17 protein-coding genes, 1 tRNA gene and 1 other RNA gene are annotated in these 20,911 nt (G+C 71.2%); 14 read left to right on the forward strand and 5 right to left on the reverse strand.

The window, feature by feature from the left end; translation table 11 throughout:
• The first annotated feature begins 39 nt into the window (after positions 1–39).
• The 5 genes from Q9R26_RS02830 (at position 40) to Q9R26_RS02850 (ending at position 4,711) form a co-directional block, all read left to right on the forward strand.
• Positions 40–780: a response regulator transcription factor gene (locus tag Q9R26_RS02830; RefSeq protein ID WP_110861513.1), complete on the forward strand. Its 741-nt coding sequence runs from the start codon at positions 40–42 to the stop codon at positions 778–780.
• The gene (locus tag Q9R26_RS02835) at positions 777–2,288 is read left to right on the forward strand and encodes an ATP-binding protein (protein ID WP_311226485.1); all 1,512 of its coding nucleotides are present in this window, start codon (positions 777–779) and stop codon (positions 2,286–2,288) included. The genes Q9R26_RS02830 and Q9R26_RS02835 overlap by 4 nt, the downstream gene beginning before the upstream one ends.
• Positions 2,289–2,568: 280 nt before the next feature.
• A complete protein-coding gene (gene rplJ, locus Q9R26_RS02840; RefSeq protein WP_182065696.1) occupies positions 2,569–3,084 on the forward strand; it encodes a 50S ribosomal protein L10 in 516 nt (171 codons plus the stop codon).
• A 51-nt stretch (positions 3,085–3,135) separates the two neighbouring features.
• Positions 3,136–3,519, forward strand: coding sequence for a 50S ribosomal protein L7/L12 (gene rplL / locus Q9R26_RS02845; RefSeq protein WP_027466380.1), 384 nt, complete (start codon positions 3,136–3,138; stop codon positions 3,517–3,519).
• Positions 3,520–3,793: 274 nt separating this feature from the next.
• Complete coding sequence (locus Q9R26_RS02850) at positions 3,794–4,711, forward strand: hypothetical protein (protein WP_311226486.1); 918 nt, start codon at positions 3,794–3,796, stop codon at positions 4,709–4,711.
• A gap of 159 nt (positions 4,712–4,870) precedes the next feature.
• Here the strand turns inward: Q9R26_RS02850 and Q9R26_RS02855 are convergent, their stop codons facing one another.
• Positions 4,871–6,295, reverse strand: a complete 1,425-nt coding sequence (locus tag Q9R26_RS02855; protein ID WP_311226487.1) for an amino acid permease — start codon at positions 6,293–6,295, stop codon at positions 4,871–4,873.
• Positions 6,296–6,420: 125 nt separating this feature from the next.
• On the opposite strand from Q9R26_RS02855, the gene Q9R26_RS02860 reads away from it, so the two are divergent.
• From Q9R26_RS02860 to Q9R26_RS02880, 5 genes are all read left to right on the forward strand, one after another.
• A complete protein-coding gene (locus Q9R26_RS02860; protein WP_311226580.1) occupies positions 6,421–8,295 on the forward strand; it encodes an ABC transporter ATP-binding protein in 1,875 nt (624 codons plus the stop codon).
• A 174-nt stretch (positions 8,296–8,469) separates the two neighbouring features.
• Positions 8,470–9,834, forward strand: coding sequence for a cystathionine beta-synthase (locus Q9R26_RS02865; RefSeq protein WP_110863383.1), 1,365 nt, complete (start codon positions 8,470–8,472; stop codon positions 9,832–9,834).
• A 13-nt stretch (positions 9,835–9,847) separates the two neighbouring features.
• Positions 9,848–10,993 carry a cystathionine gamma-synthase gene (locus tag Q9R26_RS02870; RefSeq protein WP_209133791.1) on the forward strand — a complete coding sequence of 382 codons (1,146 nt, stop codon included), beginning with the start codon at positions 9,848–9,850 and terminating at the stop codon, positions 10,991–10,993.
• A gap of 138 nt (positions 10,994–11,131) precedes the next feature.
• Positions 11,132–12,562 carry an MFS transporter gene (locus Q9R26_RS02875; protein ID WP_311226488.1) on the forward strand — a complete coding sequence of 477 codons (1,431 nt, stop codon included), beginning with the start codon at positions 11,132–11,134 and terminating at the stop codon, positions 12,560–12,562.
• Position 12,563: 1 nt separating this feature from the next.
• Positions 12,564–13,166, forward strand: coding sequence for a substrate-binding domain-containing protein (locus Q9R26_RS02880; RefSeq protein WP_111022264.1), 603 nt, complete (start codon positions 12,564–12,566; stop codon positions 13,164–13,166).
• An 11-nt stretch (positions 13,167–13,177) separates the two neighbouring features.
• Here Q9R26_RS02880 and Q9R26_RS02885 read toward each other — a convergent pair whose 3' ends face one another.
• Positions 13,178–13,759, reverse strand: a complete 582-nt coding sequence (locus Q9R26_RS02885; protein ID WP_182066990.1) for a TetR/AcrR family transcriptional regulator — start codon at positions 13,757–13,759, stop codon at positions 13,178–13,180.
• 227 nt (positions 13,760–13,986) lie between these two features.
• Between Q9R26_RS02885 and Q9R26_RS02890 the strand changes: the two genes are divergently transcribed.
• A complete protein-coding gene (locus Q9R26_RS02890) occupies positions 13,987–15,243 on the forward strand; it encodes a multidrug effflux MFS transporter (protein WP_311226489.1) in 1,257 nt (418 codons plus the stop codon).
• A gap of 149 nt (positions 15,244–15,392) precedes the next feature.
• Here the strand turns inward: Q9R26_RS02890 and Q9R26_RS02895 are convergent, their stop codons facing one another.
• On the reverse strand, positions 15,393–16,034 hold the full coding sequence (locus Q9R26_RS02895; protein ID WP_182066994.1) for a hypothetical protein: 642 nt from the start codon (positions 16,032–16,034) through the stop codon (positions 15,393–15,395).
• 301 nt (positions 16,035–16,335) lie between these two features.
• A tRNA-Ser gene (locus Q9R26_RS02900) sits at positions 16,336–16,420 on the reverse strand.
• Between the two features lie 121 nt (positions 16,421–16,541).
• Here Q9R26_RS02900 and pta point away from each other — a divergent pair.
• Both pta and Q9R26_RS02910 read left to right on the forward strand, forming a co-directional pair.
• Positions 16,542–18,650, forward strand: coding sequence for a phosphate acetyltransferase (pta, locus tag Q9R26_RS02905; protein ID WP_311226490.1), 2,109 nt, complete (start codon positions 16,542–16,544; stop codon positions 18,648–18,650).
• A 49-nt stretch (positions 18,651–18,699) separates the two neighbouring features.
• Complete coding sequence (locus tag Q9R26_RS02910; protein WP_182066998.1) at positions 18,700–19,896, forward strand: acetate/propionate family kinase; 1,197 nt, start codon at positions 18,700–18,702, stop codon at positions 19,894–19,896.
• A gap of 200 nt (positions 19,897–20,096) precedes the next feature.
• Here the strand turns inward: Q9R26_RS02910 and Q9R26_RS02915 are convergent, their stop codons facing one another.
• On the reverse strand, positions 20,097–20,771 hold the full coding sequence (locus tag Q9R26_RS02915; RefSeq protein WP_182067000.1) for an SDR family oxidoreductase: 675 nt from the start codon (positions 20,769–20,771) through the stop codon (positions 20,097–20,099).
• Positions 20,772–20,808: 37 nt separating this feature from the next.
• On the opposite strand from Q9R26_RS02915, the gene ffs reads away from it, so the two are divergent.
• Positions 20,809–20,905: signal recognition particle sRNA small type (gene ffs, locus Q9R26_RS02920), an RNA gene on the forward strand.
• Positions 20,906–20,911 lie beyond the last annotated feature (6 nt).

Below are 20,911 nucleotides of genomic sequence, written 5' to 3' on the forward strand. Positions count from 1 at the left end.
CCACAGAGCGCTCATAGGAACTTCTCGATACTCGAAGACGTGACCATCTCCCAGCCTGCAGCAGCCCCGCGCCTCACGCGTGCCGACGGAACCCCGTTGCGCATCCTGGTCGTCGACGACGAAGCCAGCCTCACCGACCTGTTGTCCATGGCGCTCCGCTACGAGGGCTGGGACGTCAAGAGCGCGAACGGCGGGCAGGACGCCCTGACGACCGCACGGGAGTTCAAGCCGGACGCGATGGTGCTCGACGTCATGATGCCGGACCTCGACGGGTTGCAGGTGCTGAGCCGGCTGCGGCAGAACAACGACGACACCCCGGTGCTCTTCCTCACCGCGAAGGACTCCGTCGAGGACCGGGTCACCGGGCTCACCGCGGGCGGCGACGACTACGTCACCAAGCCGTTCTCCCTCGAGGAGGTCGTGGCGCGTCTGCGGGGACTCATCCGCCGCTCGCAGATCTCGATCTCCGAGGCCGGGGACTCCCGCATCGTGGTCGGCGACCTGGTGCTCGACGAGGAGTCGTACGAGGTCTCGCGTGCGGGTCGGCCGATCGAGCTCACCGCGACCGAGTTCGAGCTGCTCCGCTTCCTGATGCGCAACCCCCGCCGCGTGCTCTCGAAGGCGCAGATCCTGGACCGCGTGTGGTCGTACGACTTCGGCGGCAAGTCGTCGGTCGTCGAGATCTACATCTCCTACCTGCGCAAGAAGATCGACGCCGGTGAGACCCCGATGATCCACACGGTGCGCGGCGTCGGGTACGTCATCAAGCCGACCTCGTGACCCTGCGGCGCCGGCTCGTCCTGAGCATCGTCGCCCTCGTCGTCGCCGTCAGCGCGGTGATCGGCGGGGCCAGCCTCATCGCGCTCTTCTCGATCCAGACCAGCGCGATCGACAAGCAGATCACGAGTGCCACGCACCGGGCGCAGCGGTACCTGCAGCAGAACCAGTCGGGGCAGCCGAGCATCGACCTGTCCCGACCGTCCGGGCAGGCGGCCGGCACGCTGACGGCGTACTTCGTCGACGGCCAGGTCGTGATCGCGAACGTGCTCGACGACTACGGCCGCCCGAGCGGGATCCCGCAGGCGAGCGCCGATGCACTGGGATCCGTCCGCGTGGACGCCGCCCCGGAGACGATCGACCTCGGCTCGGACGTCGGACGGTACCGTCTGGCCGCCGTCAACGTCGGCCCGGCCGTCCTGGTCGTGGGGCTCCCGATGGCACCCGTCTACGACAGCGTCTGGAAGCTCTTCGCGGGGGTCCTCTCCGTCCTGGCAGCCGCACTGGTCGCCGGTTCGGTCGTCGCCGCGTTCGTGGTCCGGCAGTCGCTCCGCCCGCTCGAGCGCGTCGCCGAGACCGCCTCCACCGTCGCGCGCATGCCGCTCGACCGCAGCGACGCCCTCGACGGCGTCCGCGTGCCCGACACCGACCCCCGCACGGAGGTCGGCCGGGTCGGCAGCGCGTTCAACCGCATGCTGGGGCACATCGGCAGTGCGATGCAGGCGCGGGAACGCTCGGAGCAGAAGGTGCGGCAGTTCGTCGCCGACGCCTCGCACGAGCTCCGGACCCCGCTCGCCTCGGTGCGCGGGTACGCCGAGCTCACCCGGCGCATGGGCGGCGACCTGCCGGAGGACGTCGTCTACGCCATGAGCCGCATCGAGTCCGAGTCCATCCGGATGACCTCGATGGTGGAGGACCTGCTGCTCCTCGCCCGGCTCGACGAAGGCCGCGAGATCCAGCTCGCCGAGGTCGACCTGACCGGCCTGGTGCTCGACGCCGTCAACGACGCGCACGCCGCCTCACCGGAGCACCCCATCGAGGTCGACGTCCCGCCGGAACCGGTGACGATCACGGGCGACGCCGCACGCCTGCACCAGGTCATCGTGAACCTCGTCACGAACGCCCGGACCCACACGCCCGAGGGCACCCGCATCACGGTGGGCCTCGCCCCGGTCGACGGCGGCGTGGACCTGACGGTCCGCGACACCGGCCAGGGGATCGACCCGGAGTTCCTGCCGAAGCTGTTCGAGCGCTTCGCCCGGGCGGACAGTTCGCGGTCCCGCACGGTCGGGTCGACCGGTCTGGGGCTCGCCATCGTGGACGCGGTCGTGCAGGCGCACGGCGGTCGGGTCGAGGTCACGAGTGAGCCGGGGGACACCGTCTTTGCGGTGCACCTGCCCCGCGACCCGGCTGCGGCTGCCGCCGCGGCAGGGGCCGTCGCGTCGACGGCCGACCCGGCCGGGTCGGCGGACTGGTCGGCGACACCCGCCGCGGTGGACGGCGCCCACTGACGGTCGGGAGGCGCGGGGCGGGGCCGCCCCGCGCCTCCGGTGGGGGTGTTTGGTGACGCCCACGGCGTCTGGTACAGTTCTCGAAGCCAAAGACCGCCGGATGTCGTGCTGCTCGCAACGTGTTTGTGAGCATCGTGACCGAAGGTCCTCACTCGTGAGGCATCCCGCGCAGGTGTTCCGAACCACTCCCACCATCTGGTGAGAGCAGCTCCGAGCCTCTGCGCCGGAGCTTTTTTCGTTCGTGGACCTGGGGCTGCCGGCAAGACCCCCAAGGAGAACCATGGCGAACAAGGAAGCTGCGGTCGCCGAGCTCACGGAGTCCTTCCGTAGCTCGAACGCCGTTCTGCTCACCGAGTACCGCGGTCTCACGGTCGCGCAGCTCAAGGAGCTCCGCAACTCGATCCGTGAGCACGCCACGTACGCCGTGGTGAAGAACACGCTGACCAAGATCGCGGCGAACAACGCCGGCATCTCGTCGTTCGACGACGAGCTCGCCGGTCCGTCCGCTCTCGCCTTCGTCCACGGTGACACCGTCGCCGTCGCGAAGTCGCTGCGTGCATTCGCCAAGGCGAACCCCGAGCTCGTGGTGAAGGGTGGTTACTTCGACGGTAACCCGCTCTCCGCGACCGAGGTGGACAAGCTCGCCGACCTCGAGTCCCGTGAAGTGCTGCTCGGCAAGCTCGCCGGCGCACTCAAGGCCTCGCTGTTCGGTGCTGCGTACCTGTTCCAGGCGCCCCTCTCGCAGGCCGTCCGCACCGTGGACGCCCTTCGCGAGAAGCAGGAGTCCGCGGCCTGATCAGGCTCGCGTTCATCAACCACACGTACTAGCTAGTAGTAGGAGAAAATCATGGCGAAGCTTTCGCAGGACGAGCTCATCGAGGCCTTCAAGGAGCTCACGCTCATCGAGCTCTCGGACTTCGTGAAGAAGTTCGAAGAGGTCTTCGAGGTCACCGCGGCCGCCCCGGTCGCCGCTGCCGCCCCCGCCGGCGCAGCTGCTCCGGCCGAGGCCGCTGAGGAGAAGACCGAGTTCGACGTCATCCTCAAGTCCGCTGGTGACAAGAAGATCCAGGTCATCAAGGAGGTCCGTGGCCTGACGTCGCTCGGCCTCGGTGAGGCCAAGGCGCTCGTCGAGACCGCCGACGCCAAGATCCTCGAGGGTGCGAACAAGGAGACCGCCGACAAGGCGAAGGCGACCCTCGAGGCCGCTGGCGCCACGATCGAGCTCGCGTAGTCTCGACCGTTCCGGTCACGAAGGCCGCTGCCCCTCGGGGCGGCGGCCTTCGTCGTGTGCGGGTGGCGTGCGCGTAGATTTTTGTCGCTTTCGCCAAAGCGACAGATGGGCCTGGAAAGATCACGGCGCCTTGTCGCTTCAGCGCCTCTGACGGTACCCACTTCCGGAGAATCGTCGCTTTGGCATCGCCGCAGGACCGCCCGGAGGCGCGCGGATTCTCCACAGATCGGCGAACGTCGCCGACATCGGTTGCGCTGGGCGACAGAGTGCTGCCATGCACCCCGCCAACGCCATCGCACTGTTCCGGACGAACAGACTCGACCGCGCGGACGCACGACAGCTACAGCGCCGCAAGCTGGCCGGCGAACTCGTCCGCGTGCGCCATGGCGTCTACGTCGACCGCTCGGCGTGGGACGCGCTCGACGGCCGGAGCCGACACCTCGTCCGCATGCGAGCGGCGCTCCCGCTGCTCCGCGGAGGCGCTGTGTGGTCGCTCGACTCAGCGGCTGCGATCCTCGGGGCACCTCGTCTCGACCCGTGGCCGGAGCGCGTCCATGCGAACGTGCCCGCGCTGGAGCACGACCTCCGACGTAACGGGCTGACGATGCACGCCGGGTCCTCGCTGGGGTCGGGGCACCGTTTCCACGGTGTCGAGTACACCGCTCTCGCGCAGACGACGATCGAGCTCGCTCGTCGGGGACCCCTGGCTGCAGCGGTCGTCGGGTTGGACCACGCGCTCCGCAACGGAGCACGGCACGAAGATCTCGAGAACCTGGCGCTGACGGCCGGTCCGTGGGGCGCGGTCCGCCTTGAGCACGCGTTGGAGATCTGCGATGTTCGCCACGAGTCGGTGGGCGAGTCCTACTTCGCGGCGCGTGCGGCCGAGCTCGGGTGCCCGGACATGGAACCGCAGCACGAGTTCATCGGCGTGGACGGCGCCGTCGACCGGGTGGACTTCTGGTTGCCGAGGCAGGGGATCGTGATCGAGTTCGACGGGCGGCAGAAGTACGAAGACCGCGAGATGCTGCGGGGGAGGAGCGGCGCCGACGCCGTTTGGGGCGAGAAGCGGCGCGAGGACCGGGTCCGTGCTCGCGCCGAGGTCAACGGGTTCGTCCGCGTGTACTGGGAGCACCTCGTCGTGCCGGAGCGCCTCCGGACCCTGTTTCGTCAGCACGGTGTGCCGTGCCGATGACGTCCTGGCTCGTTGGTGTTGCCAGAGCGACACTTCTCGCGGGAAGGGTGTTACGCCTCCCGGCAGAGCGACAGAATGACGCGAACGTTTCGCGGGCATCTGTCGCTTTGGCGGGAGTAAGCTCGTGAGGTCGTCGCGGGGCAGGCAGCCGCGGGCGCGTCAGCGCAGGGTGCTGTGGCGGCGGCCGTAGGCCAGGTAGAGCAGGGCGCCGGCGACCATCCAGATGCCGAAGGCGATCCAGGTGGTGGCGCCGAGGAACACCGCGAGCAGCACGCAGCTCAGGGTGCCGAGGATCGGCACGACGGGGAACAGCGGCACCCGGTACGAGCGCTCCAGGTCGGGCTGCGAGCGGCGGAGCACGATGACGGACACGTTCACCAGGGCGAATGCGACGAGGGTGCCGATGCTCGTGGCGTCGGCGAGTTCCCCGAGGGGCACGAGCGCGGCGACGATCGTCACGGCGATGCCGATGATGAGCGTGTTCGCGATCGGGGTGCCGGTGCGACGGGAGACCCGCCCGAAGACCTTCGGTACCAGGCCGTCGCGGGACATCGTGAGCAGGATGCGGGTCTGGCCGTACAGGACGGTGAGCACGACGCTGGCGATGGCGACGACGGCGCCGATCGAGAACACCAGGGCGACGAGCGGCTGCCCCGTGACGTCGACGACGATGCGGACGAGCGACGCCTCGGACGACGAGAACGCGGTCCACGAGCGGGCCCCGACGGCAGCGATCGCGACGAGGATGTACAGCGCCGTGATGAGCGCGATCGAGCCGATGATCGCCCGGGGCAGGTCACGGCGGGGGTTCTCGGCCTCTTCACCGGCGGTCGAGGCGGCATCGAAGCCGATGTACGAGAAGAACAGCCGCGACGCGGCGGCGGTGACCCCGGCGGCGCCCATCGGGGCCAACGGTTCGAAGTTCTGCGCCTGGAACGCCGTGAACGCCACGACGACGAAGAAGACCAGCAGGGCGATCTTGACGATGACCATGACCGTGTTCACCCAGGCGCTCTCGCGGGCACCGGGCAGCAGCACGGCGGTGGCGAGCAGGACCAGGACCGCCGCGGGCAGGTTGACCACGCCGCCGTCGACCGGGGGAGCGGCGAGTGCGGTGGGCAGGTGCAGCCCGAACACGCGCAGGGTCTCGTCGACGTACTCGCTGGCACCCACGGCGACCGCGGCCACCGAGACGGCGTACTCGAGCACGAGGCACCAGCCGCAGACCCACGCGATGCCCTCGCCCATCGTGGCGTACGTGTACGAGTAGCTGGACCCCGAGGTCGGGACGGCGCCCGCCATCTCGGCGTACGACAGCGCGGACAGCAGTGCGGCGATCCCCGCGACGACGAACGAGATCCAGACGGCGGGACCGGCGAGGGGGACCGCGGTGCCGAGGACGACCAGGATGCCGGTGCCGAGCGTGGCCCCGACGCTGATCATCGTCAGCTGCCAGACCCCGAGCGACCGGCGGAGCGGTTCACCGTTCACACCACGGGAGGCTTCGGCCTGCAGCTGCTCGATCGGCTTGCGGCGGGCGAGCTGCGCCCCCAGGGACGTGGGACGTGACGGCGCGGACGACATGGGACCTCGGTGGTGCGGGGACGGGGACGGCACATGCTCGCACGCCCCCTGAACGGGGTCAAATACTGCGGTGCCGTGGAGGGGCGCTCGATGTCCGAGCGCGGGGCTACGGTGGCCTCATGAGCATGGGACACGGCGGGCGAGGCGGCGGTCCGCGCGGGGGCGGGCGCATCTCGAGCGGCGACTTCCGCGCGCAGAAGGCCGCCAACGCCGAGGCGCCGAAGATCCCGCACCTGGTCCGCCGCATCGCAGCGTTGTTCGAGCCGCACCGCCGGGCGATCCTGCTCACGGTCGTCCTCGTGCTGGTCGGCGCGGCCATCTCGGTCGTGCCGCCGCTGCTCACCCAGCAGGCGTTCGACCGGGGACTGTTCCCGCCGTCGGGTCGCCCCGACGTGCCCGTGCTGATCGAGCTCGTGTCCGCGATGGTCCTGCTCTGGATCGCGAGCGCGGGGGTCGGCGTCTGGCAGACGTACCTGACCGCGACGGTCGGCAACAAGGTCATGGGTGCGATGCGGATGCGCCTGTTCGCGCACCTGCAGCGGATGGAGCTCGCGTTCTTCACACGCACCAAGACCGGCGTCATCCAGTCGCGCCTGCAGAACGACGTCGGTGGCGTGGCGAGCGTGCTGAACAACACGATCTCGTCGGTGCTCGGCAACACCGTGACCGTGATCGCCGCCGTGGTCGCGATGCTCCTGCTGAGCTGGCAGATGACGCTGGTCGCCGTGGTCCTGCTGCCACTGCTCGTGATCGCGCAGCGTCGTGTCGGCCAGGTCCGGGCCCGCATCGCCGCGCAGACGCAGGAGTCGCTGTCCGACATGACGGCCATCACGCAGGAGGCGCTGAGCGTCTCGGGCATCCTGCTCGCGAAGAGCTTCAACCAACAGGCCAGCGAGACCCGCCGCTACGGGGCCGAGAACCGCAACCAGATCACCCTGCAGGTACGCCAGCAGATGTCCGGGCAGTGGTTCTTCGCGATCGTGCAGATCTTCCTGTCGATCATCCCGGCGATCATCTACGTCGTCGCCGCGTACCTGATCATCGGCGACGTCCCGATCACGGCGGGCACGATCGTCGCGTTCACGACGGTGCAGTCCCGGCTGCTGTTCCCGACGGTCGGGCTGCTGCGCGTGGTCCTCGACCTGCAGACCTCCGGTGCGCTCTTCGCCCGCATCTTCGAGTACTTCGACCTCCAGCCGGCCATCACGGACTCGCCGACCGCCCGGCCCGTGGACGAGTCGAAGGTCGGCCACGTCGCCTTCGACGACGTCGTCTTCACCTACCCCGACGGCGAAGCCGACAAGCCGACCCTGCGCGGAGTGTCGTTCGAGCTCCGCCCCGGGCAGTTCGCGGCCTTCGTCGGTCCCTCCGGCGCGGGCAAGACGACGGTGTCCTACCTGGTGCCCCGGCTGTACGAGGCGACCGAGGGATCGGTGCGGTTCGCCGGGCAGGACGTCCGCGACCTGGTGCACGAGGACCTGATGCGGCACGTCGGCATCGTGAGCCAGGAGACGTACCTGTTCCACGCCACGATCGGCGAGAACCTGCGGTACGCCAAGCCCGACGCCACCGACGACGAGCTCGAGCGTGCGGCCCGTGCGGCGAACATCCACGACACGATCGCGTCGTTCCCGGACGGCTACGACACCGTCGTGGGGGAGCGCGGCTACCGTCTGTCCGGTGGTGAGAAGCAGCGCATCGCCATCGCGCGGGTCATGCTGAAGGACCCGCCGGTGCTCGTCCTCGACGAGGCCACCAGTGCACTCGACTCCATCTCGGAGCACGTCGTGCAGACGGCGCTCGACACGGCGGCCGCCGGTCGGACCACCATCTCGATCGCGCACCGGCTGTCGACGATCCGCGACGCCGACGTCATCTTCGTCCTCGACCACGGTCAGATCGTCGAGCAGGGCACGCACGACGAACTCCTCGCCCTCGACGGCACGTACGCGCAGCTGCACCGGCAGCAGAACACGTCGGCGGACGTCGTCCACCCCTGACGGTCGTGGTCGCGACCGGGCGCCGGACGCCGAGGCCCGTGGCGGCGTCCGCACGGGCCTCCCGTCCGGCACGCAGCGCGACCAGGGCACGCCGTCCGCCGCGGGATCCCGGTGCGCTGTCCGCGCACGACACATCCCAGCGGGACGCGGGGACCGCGTCCTAGACTCGACGCCGTGCGTTACGCGAACTCCGTCGTCGACCTCGTCGGCGACACCCCGCTCGTCAAGCTCAACCGGGTGACCGAGGGGGTGCGGGCGACCATCCTGGTGAAGGTCGAGTACCTGAACCCCGGTGGGTCGTCCAAGGACCGCATCGCCACCCGGATCATCGACGCGGCCGAGGCTTCCGGAGACCTGCGCCCCGGTGGCACCATCGTCGAACCGACCTCCGGCAACACCGGCGTCGGTCTGGCCCTGGTCGCCCAGCAGCGCGGCTACCGGTGCGTCTTCGTGCTGCCCGACAAGGTCGGCGAGGACAAGCGCAACGTGCTGACGGCGTACGGCGCCGAGATCGTCGTGACCCCGACCGCGGTCGCGCCGGAGCACCCCGAGTCCTACTACTCGGTGTCGGACCGGCTCGTGCAGGAGATCCCCGGCGCCTACAAGCCGAACCAGTACGCGAACCCGAACGGTCCCCGCAGCCACTACGAGACCACCGGTCCGGAGATCTGGCGCGACACCGAGGGGCAGATCACCCACTTCGTCGCGGGCGTCGGCACCGGCGGCACGATCTCGGGCACCGGACGGTACCTGAAGGAGGCGTCCGACGGCGGCGTCCGCATCGTGGGTGCCGACCCCGAGGGCTCCGTGTACTCCGGCGGCACCGGGCGCCCGTACCTGGTCGAGGGCGTCGGCGAGGACTTCTGGCCGAGCGCGTACGACGCCGGCGTGCCGGACGAGATCATCGCGGTGTCGGACGCCGACTCCTTCGCGATGACCCGGCGCCTGGCGCGCGAGGAGGGACTGCTCGTCGGCGGTTCCAGCGGCATGGCCGTCGTCGCGGCGCTCCGTGCGGCCCGTGACCTCACCGAGGACGACGTCGTCGTCGTGCTGCTGCCGGACGGCGGCCGCGGCTACCTCGGCAAGATCTTCAACGACCGCTGGATGCGCTCCTACGGGTTCGCCGAGACCGACGACGAGCGCACCGTCGGCTCGCTCATCGCCGGCAAGGACGGCCGCCTGCCCGACCTGGTGCACGCGCACCCGGCCGACACCGTGCGAGACGTCGTCGACATCATGACCAAGTACGGCGTCTCGCAGATGCCCGTGCTCAGTGCGGAGCCGCCCGTCGTCATCGGCGAGGTCGTCGGCGCCGTCGAGGAGAAGGCACTGCTCGAGCAGGTGTTCACCGGCACCGCGAAGATGTCGGACGCGCTCACCGGCTTCGTCGGCGACCCGCTGCCGCTCATCGGCGTCGGCGAGTCGGTCTCCGCGGCGCGTCGTGCGCTCGAGTCGGCCGACGCGCTCCTCGTCGTCGCGGACGGCAAGCCCGTCACCGTGCTGACCCGGCACGACCTCCTCACCTACCTCTCCGAGTAAGGAACCACCGAGCATGACCGAGTTCAGCACCCGGGCCGTCCACGCCGGCCAGGAGCCCGACGAGACCACCGGCGCCGTCATCCCGCCGATCCACCTGACGTCGACGTACGTGCAGGACGGCGTCGGCGGCATGCGCAACGGCTACGAGTACTCGCGCGCCGGCAACCCGACGCGTGACTCGTTGCAGGTGCTCCTGGCCGACCTCGACGGCGGCGTCGCGGCGTCGTCGTTCGCGTCCGGGCTCGCCGCCGAGGACGCCCTGCTCCGCGCCGCGCTGGTCCCCGGCGGCCGCGTCGTGATGGGCAACGACGTGTACGGCGGCACCCACCGCCTGGTGAGCCGGCTGCACGTGCCGTGGGGCGTCGAGCTCGTCGTCGTCGACATGAGCGACCTCGACCAGGTCCGCGCGGCGCTGCAGGGCGCACCGGCCACCACCGTGCTGTGGGTCGAGACGCCGACGAACCCGCTCATGAAGATCGCCGACATCGCCGCGCTCGCGACCCTCGGGCACGAGTCGGGCGCACTGGTGGTGGTCGACAACACGTTCGCGTCGCCGTACCTGCAGCAGCCGCTGTCGCTCGGCGCCGACGTCGTCGTGTACTCGACCACGAAGTACCTCGGCGGACACTCCGACGTCGTCGGCGGAGCCGTCGTGCTGGCGGACGAAGAGCTCGCGGCGAAGGTGCAGTTCCTGCAGTTCGGCGCCGGTGCGATCTCGTCGCCGTTCGACGCCTACCTGACCACCCGTGGCATCAAGACGCTCGCGGTGCGCATGGAGCGGCACTCGCGGAACGCGCAGGCCGTCGCCGAGGCGCTCGTCGTCGCGCCCGGCGTCGAGCGCGTCTACTACCCGGGCCTGCCCGACCACCCGGGGCACGACATCGCCGCACGCCAGATGCGCGGCTTCGGCGGGATGCTCTCGGTCGCACTGTCCGGCGGCGCCGAGGCGGCGAAGCGGTTCGCGGAGTCGACGGAGCTGTTCGCCCTGGCCGAGTCGCTCGGTGGTGTGGAGTCGCTCATCGGGTACCCGAGCGAGATGACCCACGCGTCGGTGAAGGGCACCGAGCTCGCCGTGCCGGAGAACGTCGTCCGGCTGTCGGTGGGCATCGAGGACGCCGGCGACCTGGTGGCGGACCTGGAGCAGGCGCTGGCGCGCTGACGCCGGCCCCGCTGACGCGGGACGACGGGGCGCGGGGCGACGGGGCGCAGGACGGCGGGGCGCAGGACGGCGGGGCGCAGGACGGCGGGGCGCGCGACCCGCTGCCGTGTCGTCGGCGCCCGCCCCTACGATGATCGGGTGAGCACACCGGCGTCGCGGACCAGCCTGCTGAGCGGGCCGTACGCCCTCGCGACGATCGGCATGGTCGCGATCGTCGGCGTCGCGGCGTTCCAGAACCTGGCGATGACGACGATCATGCCGGTGATCAGCCGTGACCTCGACGGCGAGACCCTGTACGCGCTCGCCTTCGCCGCCCCGCTCGCCGCCGGGGTGCCCGGCATGGTGCTCGCCGGCAACTGGACCGATCGCGCCGGTGGTCGGATCGTGGCGTGGGTCTCGGCAGCGTTCTTCGCGGTGGGGACCGCCGTGGTCATGCTCGCACCGACCATGGAGGTGTTCCTGGCCGGGCGGCTCGTCGAGGGGTTCGGGGCCGGGTCCATCGACGTGGTGCTGTACGTGCTCGTCGCCCGGATCTTCCCCGCCGAGCTGCACGGACCGGTGTTCGCCGGGTTCGCCGCGGCCTGGGTCGTCCCGGCGCTGATCGGTCCCGCCCTGGCCGGCATCGTCACCGACACCTGGAACTGGCACTGGGTGTTCGCCGGGGCCCTGGTGATCGCGTTGGCCGCCTTCACCCTGCTCGTGCCGACGCTCGGCCGGCTGCACGCCCCGGCCTCGTCGCTCCGCCCGCCGTGGCAGCGGGTCCGGATCGGGTGGTCGGTGGCGGCGGCCGTGTCGATCCTGCTGCTCAACGTGGCGCCGGACCTGACCCCGTGGGGCATGGTCGCGGCGGTCGTCGTCGGGCTGGTCGGCACCTGGTTCGCCCTGCGTCCGCTGCTGCCGGGCGGGACGTTCCGGGCCGCTGCCGGGCTGCCATCGGTCGTGCTGCTGCGCGGGCTCGTCGCCGCGTCGTTCTTCGGGAGCGAGGCGTACGTGCCGTTCCTGCTGCAGGCCGAACACGGGTTGTCGCCGTCGGCCGCGGGGCTCGCCCTGACGGTGGCGGCACTCAGCTGGGCCGCGTCGAGCTGGGCGCACGGCCGTCTGGGGGAGCGGCGGCTCACCGCCCGTCGCACCTTCGGGGCGGGACTCACGCTGGTGCTCATCAGCCTGGTGACCGCGCTCGCGGTCGCGACGTTCGACCTGTCGTGGTGGGTGCTGGTCGCCGGCTGGTTCGTCGGCGGTGCGGGCATGGGCGCGATCTACCCGCGCGCCTCGATGCTGACCCTGCGGTTCTCCGGCGAGGGCGACGACGGGTTCGCGAGCTCGGCCCTGACGATCGCTGATGCCGCGGGCAGCGTGATCGGTCTGGCGGTGACCGGCCTGCTCTTCACCGCGGCCGGTGGAGCCGACGGCACCGTGTCGTTCCCCCTGGTGTTCGCGGCGATGATCGGGTTCGCTGCACTGGCGATCGCGGCCGTTCGACGGCTCGGCCCCGTGCCGGCACCGGCGACGACGGTCCCGGCGGACCCGGGCGGGACCGTGTCGTCGTCGCACGGCCCGGCCGCCGGGTAGCGTGGCAGACCGGACCGAAGAGGAGACCACCGTGCTGCGCATCGTCGCCGTGACCGTCGCCCTGGCGGCGGCCCTGACCCTGGCCGGGTGCCAGGGCACGACGTCGGCCGCCCCCACACCCGTGCAGAGCACCGACCTGACGAGCTCCGACGGCGGTTTCGACCAGCAGGCCGTGATCGGTGTCGTCCTGGTGCACGACGACGCGGCACTCGCCGACCGGCTCCGCACGGACCTGACCGACGCCGGGTTCCGGCCGGACGTCCGGGTCGCTCCGGCATCGGGTGCGGCGGCGTCCCAGCGGACCGCGGTCGCCCAGCTCGTGCGGAAGGGCGCCAAGGCCCTGCTCGTGCACGCCGCCCGACCGTCCGCACTGACCGGCGTGATCCAGACCGCCCACGATGCCGGGGTCGTCGTGGTGTCCCTCGGCGACCCGCTTCCCGCGACCGGCACCGGTGGCGACGGGGTGTCCGCCGACTACCGCGTACCGTCCGAGGGCGACGATGCCGACACCGCGGCGACGGCGGTCGACGTCGTGCAGTCCCTGCAGCGCGGCGAGAAGCCGGAGACCGACCCGACGGACGGCGACACGACCGACGCCGAGTAGGAACGGTCCGCTCAGCTCCACCACGTCGGGAACGACAGCGTGATCGTCTCCACCAGCGCCTTCCGCGACCGCCGGGGTCCGGCGAGCCAGGCCTCGATCGCCCCGACGAAGCCCTGCGCCACGAACCCCGCGGCGACGTCGTCGAGCAGGTCGGGCCGGTGTGCGGGGTCGAGCTCGCGGATGTGCAGCGCGCTCGACACCGTGAAGTGCTCGACGAGCAGCCGGTGCAGCGAGGCGTCGTTCGGGTCCGGCAGTGCCTTGCCGTAGATGTCACGGTGCGTCGTCACGTGCTCGACGACGGCGTTGATGCCGCGCCGGGTGATGGCCGCGAGCTCGTCGGCTCCGGCGCCCCGGTCGGCGGCGGCTCGGCGTTCGTCGGCGTCGTCCTGCCGGATGCGGTCGAGTTCCGGCGTCAGGACGTCGGCGAGCAGCGACCCGGGCGAGACGGCGTGCGAGTAGAACGTGGCCCGGTTGATGCCGGCGGCACGCGTGACGTCGGCGACGGTGATCTCCGAGACCGGTCGGTCCGCGGCGAGTCGCAGGATCGCCTCGCGCAGCGCTGCAGTGGTGTGCAGGATCCGGGCATCCACCATGACGCCCACCCCCTTCTGATCCGCTTCACCCGGAAGGCACCCGAGCAACCCGACGCTACCGCATGGTCCGCGCAGGGCCGAGGGGCAGCACGAGCCGCTTCACGCGGGCGGGCTGCACCGGCGACGCCGAGCACGCACCGGCGACCGTAGGATGGTTCCGCGGACGAATCGATTCGATCGGCCCGCGATCACCCCTCCACCCCTCATCGTCGAAGGACTCCTGTCTCGTGACCGCGCCCGCCACCACCGGTTCGCTCCGGGTCGTCCTGCACCCGGGAGACTCGCTCTCCCGCGGGCAGCGACTCGTCTACGTCTTCGTCCTGGGTGCCCTCACGGCGCTCGGTCCGTTCACGATCGACCTGTACCTGCCGGCGTTCCCGGCGATCAAGGACCAGTTCGGCGTCACCGACGGCGCGGTCCAGCTGACGCTCACCGCGACGACGCTCGGCTTCGCCATCGGGCAGCTCCTGGTCGGCCCGTGGAGTGACAAGGTCGGCCGCCGGCTGCCGCTGATCATCGCGACCACGGTGCACATCGCCGCGTCGATCGGTGCCGCGACCGCGCCGGACATCGAGCTGCTCGCGGTGTTCCGCGTGCTGCAGGGCATGGGCGCCGCGGCCGGCGGTGTCGTCGCGATGGCGACGGTGCGTGACCTGTTCGGCGGCAAGCCGCTGGTGCGGATGCTGTCCCGTCTGGCGATGGTGAACGGCCTCGCACCGATCCTCGCGCCGCTCATCGGTTCGCAGATGCTGCAGTTCACCAGCTGGCGCGGCATCTTCGTCTTCCTCGCCTGCTACGGCCTGGCGGTGGTGATCGCGTCGATCCTGCTCATCGTCGAGACCCTGCCGCCTGCCCGCCGGCACGAGGCCGGGCACTCCACCATCGGCCAGCGCTACAAGGCGCTGTTCTCCGACCGGATCTTCGTCGGTGTCGCGCTCATCGGCGCCATGGTGTTCAGCGGTCTGTTCTCGTACCTCAGCGCGTCGCCGTTCCTGTTCCAGCAGGTCTACGGGCTCGACGCGCAGCAGTACGGGCTGCTCTTCGCCGTCAACTCCGTCGGGGTCGTCCTGGGCGTGCAGATCTCGTCGCGGCTCGCCCAGCGGGTGGGTCCGCAGTGGATCCTCGCGTGCTCGACCGCGACCCTGCTGCTGGCATCGATCGCGATCATCGTCCTCGACCAGGTCGGGGCCGGTCTGGTCGGCGTGCTCGTGCCGCTCTGGTTCTTCATCGCCGCGTGCGGGTTCTCGTTCCCGCTCGTCCAGGTCATCGGTCTCGCTGCCCACGGGAAGGAGGCAGGCACCGCCGCCTCGGTGCTCGGCGCCCTGAACTTCGGCGTCGCCGGGCTCATCTCGCCGGTGGTCGGCTGGCTCGGCATCACGACGGCGACCCCGATGGCGATGGTGATGGCGTCGACCGCCGCCGTCGCGATCCTGATGCTCTGGTTCGTGGTCCGCCCGCGGACGGTGCCCGCGCTCTCGCACTGAGAAGACGGGCTCCACGGGTCCCGGTCGTGCGACCTGGGTCACGTCCGGCGCGTCGCCGACGGCCGGGAGGCTCGGGTCGCCACCGACGCGGAACCAACGGAGCCGGGTACCGCGGTCCGCGGGCCCCTGCCGCGCCGCGACGGGGAGGGTCAGCGGGCGTTGAGGCCGGCGAACTCCACGGCGAGCAGCCCGCCGACGACCAGCACGACGAGGCCGCCGACGAGCAGGAACGCCGACCGCTGCTCGTACCAGGCGCGGCTCGTCGGGTAGCGCTTCGCGAAGGTGCGGGCGGAGACCGGCCGGGACTCCTCGACGACCTGTACGCCGAGCGCGTCGACGACCCGGTCGAGCCCGTCGTCCCCCCAGACGTCGGCGCGGAGCCGGAAGAGGTGCGTTCCGGTCCGGTCGAAGGCGACGAGTTCCCGTACGGTCCGGTCCACCGAGGAGCCGAAGGTCGTGGCGAGCACGAGGCTGTGCACGCGCTCGCGGGGGACCCGCCGGTGCGCCGTGAGGACGCCACGGATCGTCAGGCCGTCGTCGTCGATCCCGATGAACGCGGTGTGCAGTCGGACGAACACGATGCCGACGGCCGCGGCCATCGCGACGACGATCCCGGCGAACACGGCCCACGTGCGGAACGGGAACGAGACCCAGACCAGGGCGACGGCGAGGGGCACGGCCGAGAAGGCGATGCTCAGCGCGGTGGAGCGGACGAGCGACCGGCGCGGACGGAGGACCGTGTCGAAGACGGCGGACCGCACGGGTACTGCGGGCACGGTTGTCTCCCCCATGGCGCGTCTCCTCGTCCCCTCGGGTGTTCCGGGCACGCTGATCAGCACGCCCTCCGAGCGACGCCCCTGCCGCTCGATGCACCGCGGTCGGCTCGTCCCGGAGCCGTTCGCTCGGCCAGCATAGGCGACCGACGGGTACCGGGGACAGCCCGTTCCACCCCTGGTCGGCGTTTCCCGGCCAACCCAGGGGGAACAGGGCACGCGCTCGTCCGCAGGGTGGAGGACTGGGCGGTCGTGCAACGACGAAGGACCCGCACCGATCGGTGCGGGTCCCTCGTGGGTGGTTCGGTCCTGTTCGCTGCGGAGAATGGGGGATTCGAACCCCCGAGGGCTTGCACCCAACACGCTTTCCAAGCGTGCGCCATAGGCCACTAGGCGAATTCTCCTGACACCGTCTCGCGACGGCGACACCCAATGGTACAGGTTCTCCGGGGTGCTCACGACCGCGTGTCGTCGGTGGCCGTGCTCCCAGATGTCGTGACATGTGCGGCGACTACCCTGGGCGTCGTGTCGACCCGCATCTACATCACGTCAGCAGAAGGGCACACGGGCAAGAGCACCGTCGCCCTCGGTGTCCTCGAGACCCTCGCCCGGTCCGTCGGCCGCGTCGGCGTGTTCCGGCCCGTCGCCCGCTCGGTCGTCGAACCCGACTACGTGCTCGAGCTGCTGCTGCAGCACACGGCCGTCGGCATCTCGTACGACGACGCGGTCGGCGTCACCTACGACGACGTGCACGCCGACCCCGAGGCGGCGCTCGGCACCATCGTCACCCGGTTCGCGCAGGTCGAGCGGCAGTGCGACGCCGTCGTGGTGCTCGGGTCCGACTACACCGACGTGGGCAGCCCCACCGAGCTGTCCTTCAACGCGAAGGTCGCCGCGAACCTCGGCGCTCCGGTGCTCCTCGTGCTGGGCGGCCGTGACGCCGCCGAACGTGCGGCGCGCACCCCCGAGGGCATGGCCCAGGTGGCGGACGTCACGACGAGCGAGCTGCGGGCGGCACACGCGCAGCTGTTCGGCGTCGTGGTGAACCGCGCCGACCCGGACGCCCTGGCCGCCATCGTGACGAGTGTCGAGCAGGCCGTGCACGACGACCACCCGGACGTCCCGGTGTGGGCGATCCCCGAGGACCGCGTGCTCGTCGCCCCGACGGTCCGCGCCCTGCTGCAGGCCACCGGCGCCACCCTGGTGCGCGGGGACGACGCCCTGCTCGACCGCGAGGCCCTCGGCACCGTCGTCGCGGGGATGAGCATGGAGAACGTGCTGCCCCGGCTCATCGAGGGCGGCATCGTCGTCGTCCCCGGCGACCGGAGCGACGTCCTCATCGCCACGCTGCTCGCCAACCAGTCCGAGACGTTCCCGAGCCTTGCCGGCGTCATCCTGAACGGCGGGTTCGAGATCGCCCCGCAGGTGTCCCGGCTGCTCGAGGGTCTGTCGAGCTCGCTGCCGATCGCGCAGAACGACCTCGGCACGTACGACACCGCCCTCCGGATCACCCAGACCCGTGGCCGTCTCGCCGCGGACTCGCCCCGGAAGGCCGACCTCGCGCTCGCCCTGTTCGAGCAGCACGTCGACGCCGAGGCCCTGCGCGACCGGCTGCAGCTCGCCCCGTCCGGGGTCGTCACGCCGCTCATGTTCGAGCACGGCCTGCTCGACCGGGCGCGCAGCTACGGCAAGCGCATCGTCCTGCCGGAGGGCGAGGACGACCGCATCCTCCGCGCCGCATCCACCCTGCTGCAGCGCCAGGTCTGCGAGCTGACGATCCTCGGCGACCCCGCCGCCATCCGTACGCGCGCGACCGAGCTCGGCCTCGACCTCGAGGCCGCGCAGCTCGTCTCGCCGTTCGACCCCGAGCTGCGGGAACGCTTCGCCGAGGAGTACACCCGGCTCCGCGCCCACAAGGGGATGTCGATCGAGCTCGCCCGCGACACCGTCACCGATGTCTCCTACTTCGGCACGATGATGGTGCAGCTCGGACTCGCCGACGGCATGGTCTCCGGCGCGAAGCACACCACGGCGCACACCATCCGGCCGTCGTTCGAGATCATCAAGACCCGTCCGGACACCTCGATCGTGTCCAGCGTGTTCCTGATGGCGCTCGCCGACCGCGTGCTCGTCTACGGCGACTGCGCGGTGATCCCGGACCCCACGAGCGAGCAGCTCGCCGACATCGCGATCTCGTCGGCCGAGACGGCGACCCAGTTCGGCATCGACCCCCGCGTCGCGATGCTCAGCTACTCCACCGGCGACAGCGGCTCCGGCGCCGACGTCGACAAGGTGCGCGCCGGCACCGCGTTCGTGCGGGACCGCCGACCCGACCTGCTCGTCGAGGGCCCGATCCAGTACGACGCCGCAGCCGACCCCACGGTCGCGTCGACCAAGATGCCGGGCTCGCCGGTCGCGGGTCGGGCGACGGTGTTCATCTTCCCGGACCTCAACACCGGCAACAACACGTACAAGGCCGTGCAGCGCTCGGCCGGCGCCGTGGCGATCGGCCCGGTCCTGCAGGGCCTGCGCAAGCCGATCAACGACCTGTCGCGCGGCGCCCTGGTGGGCGACATCGTGAACACCGTCGCCATCACCGCGATCCAGGCCGGTACCGCGACCGACGCGGTCTGACCGCCCGACCCGCACCGCGCCTCCAGGCCCGACAGAAAGTGACCACCCCGTGACCGCAGCCCTCGTCGTCAACTCCGGCTCGAGTTCGTTCAAGTACCAGCTCATCGAACTCGAGGACGAGCGCACGCTCGCCTCGGGGCTCGTCGAGCGCATCGGCGAGTCAGCCGGGGCCTGGAAGCACACCAACGCGCTGACGGGGGAGTCGTCGTCGAACGACTCGGCGTCGGTGCCCGACCACGCCGCCGGGTTCCAGGCAATGATCGACGCGTTCGCGAAGGTCGGCCCGTCGTTCGACGAGCACCCGCCCGCCGTCGTCGGCCACCGTGTCGTGCACGGGGGGACCACCTTCGACCGCGCGACCGTCGTCACGGACGAGGTCGAGCAGCAGATCGAGGACCTCAACAGCCTCGCGCCGCTGCACAACCCCGCGAACCTCGAGGGGATCCGGGCCGCGAAGCAGGTCTTCTCGGACGTCCCGCACGTCGCCGTGTTCGACACCGCGTTCCACCAGACGATGCCGCCGCACGCGTACACGTACGCGATCCCCGCCGACCTGGCCGCCGAGTACGGGATCCGCCGCTACGGCATGCACGGCACCAGCCACAAGTACGTCTCCGAGCAGGCCGCGGAGTTCCTCGACCGGCCGCTCGCCGAACTCAAGACGATCGTGCTGCACCTGGGCAACGGCGCCTCGGTCGCGGCCATCGACGGCGGGAGGTCCATCGAGACCTCGATGGGGCTCACGCCGCTCGAGGGGCTCGTCATGGGCACCCGCTCCGGCGACCTCGACCCCGCGGTGCTCATCCACCTGCACCGCGAGGCCGGGATGACCTTCGACGAGCTCGACACGATGCTCAACAAGCGGTCCGGCTTGCTCGGCCTGACCGGCAACGGCGACATGCGCGACGTGCAGGACGCGGCCACCAAGGGCGACGAGCAGGCGGAGGCGGCGCTCGCCGTGTACCGCCACCGCATCCGCCGCTACGTGGGCGCCTACACGGCGCAGCTCGGCGGGCTCGACGCGGTCGTGTTCACCGCGGGTGTCGGCGAGAACAACGCGCTGCTGCGACGGCGCGTGCTCGCGGGGCTCGAGCACCTGGGCATCGAGATCGACCCGGACCGCAACGAGCTGGCGTCGCGCGACGCCCGCCGCATCTCGACCGACGGCTCACGGGTCGCGGTGCTCGTGGTCCCGACGAACGAGGAGCTCGAGATCGCCCGGCAGTCGGCTGCGGTCGCGCTCTGACGCGTGACGCCGAGCCGCCTTGCGTCGCGGCGGCACGGCGCACGGTGCGGTGTTCGTGGGTCGGTGCGGGGCTGGCGGCTGGGTGCGCGCTTGCAGCGCCACACGGGGCGCGGAAGTCCGCTCGGGGTGAGCGGGTGCGCACGGTGCGCGGCCCGGCACCTTCGGCGAGGGACTCGCACGGTGCGGGCTCCACCGACCGCTCAGGTGAGTGCGTCCAGCGCCGCCGGGATCGGGGTGTCGCCGCTGGTGACCTCGAACTGCACGCCGACCGCCGCGTCGTCGAGCAGGGCGTGCAGGACCACGGTCGCGACGTCCGCGCGGGGGATCGAGCCGCGCGGTACCGTCCGACCGACGTCGACGGTGCCCTGCGGCGGCGTGTCGAGCAGGCCGCCGGGACGCACGATCGTCCAGCGGAGGCGTCGGGCCCGCAGGTTCGCGTCCGCCTCGGCCTTCGCCCGCAGGTAGACCTGGAACACCGCGGCGTCGTCCTGCGCGGGCACGACGGCGAGCTCGGGGTCGTAGGTGTCGGCCGCCATCGCGGAGATCATCACGTAGCGCTCGATGCCGGCACGCTCGGCGGCGTCGGCGAGCAGGATCGCACCGTCACGGTCGACGGTGAGCTTCCGCTCGGCGCCGCTGTTCGGCCCGGCACCGGCGGCGAACACCACGGCATCGACACCGCGCAGGCGGAGCGCCAGGTCGTCGTCGCCGAGCTGCTCCAGGTCGGCGACGATCGCACGCGCCCCCTGTTGCTCGACGTCGGCCACGTGCGCGGGGTTGCGGACGATCGCGACGGCGTCGTGGCCGGCGTCGGTGATCTGGCGGGCGAGGAGCAGGGCGATCTGGCCGTGTCCTCCGGCGATGGCGATCTTCATGTGTTCGAGTCTGCCCGTCGCGTCCGGTAGACTTCTCGGCGGCTCCTCACGTGACGCCATCCAGGCCAACTCCCCCAGGGCGGAAACGCAGCAAGGGTAACCAGGCTCTGGCGGGTGCGTGAGGAGTCTTCTTCGTTTCC

Source organism: Curtobacterium sp. BRB10, from assembly GCF_031844325.1.
GTDB lineage: Bacteria > Actinomycetota > Actinomycetes > Actinomycetales > Microbacteriaceae > Curtobacterium > Curtobacterium poinsettiae_A.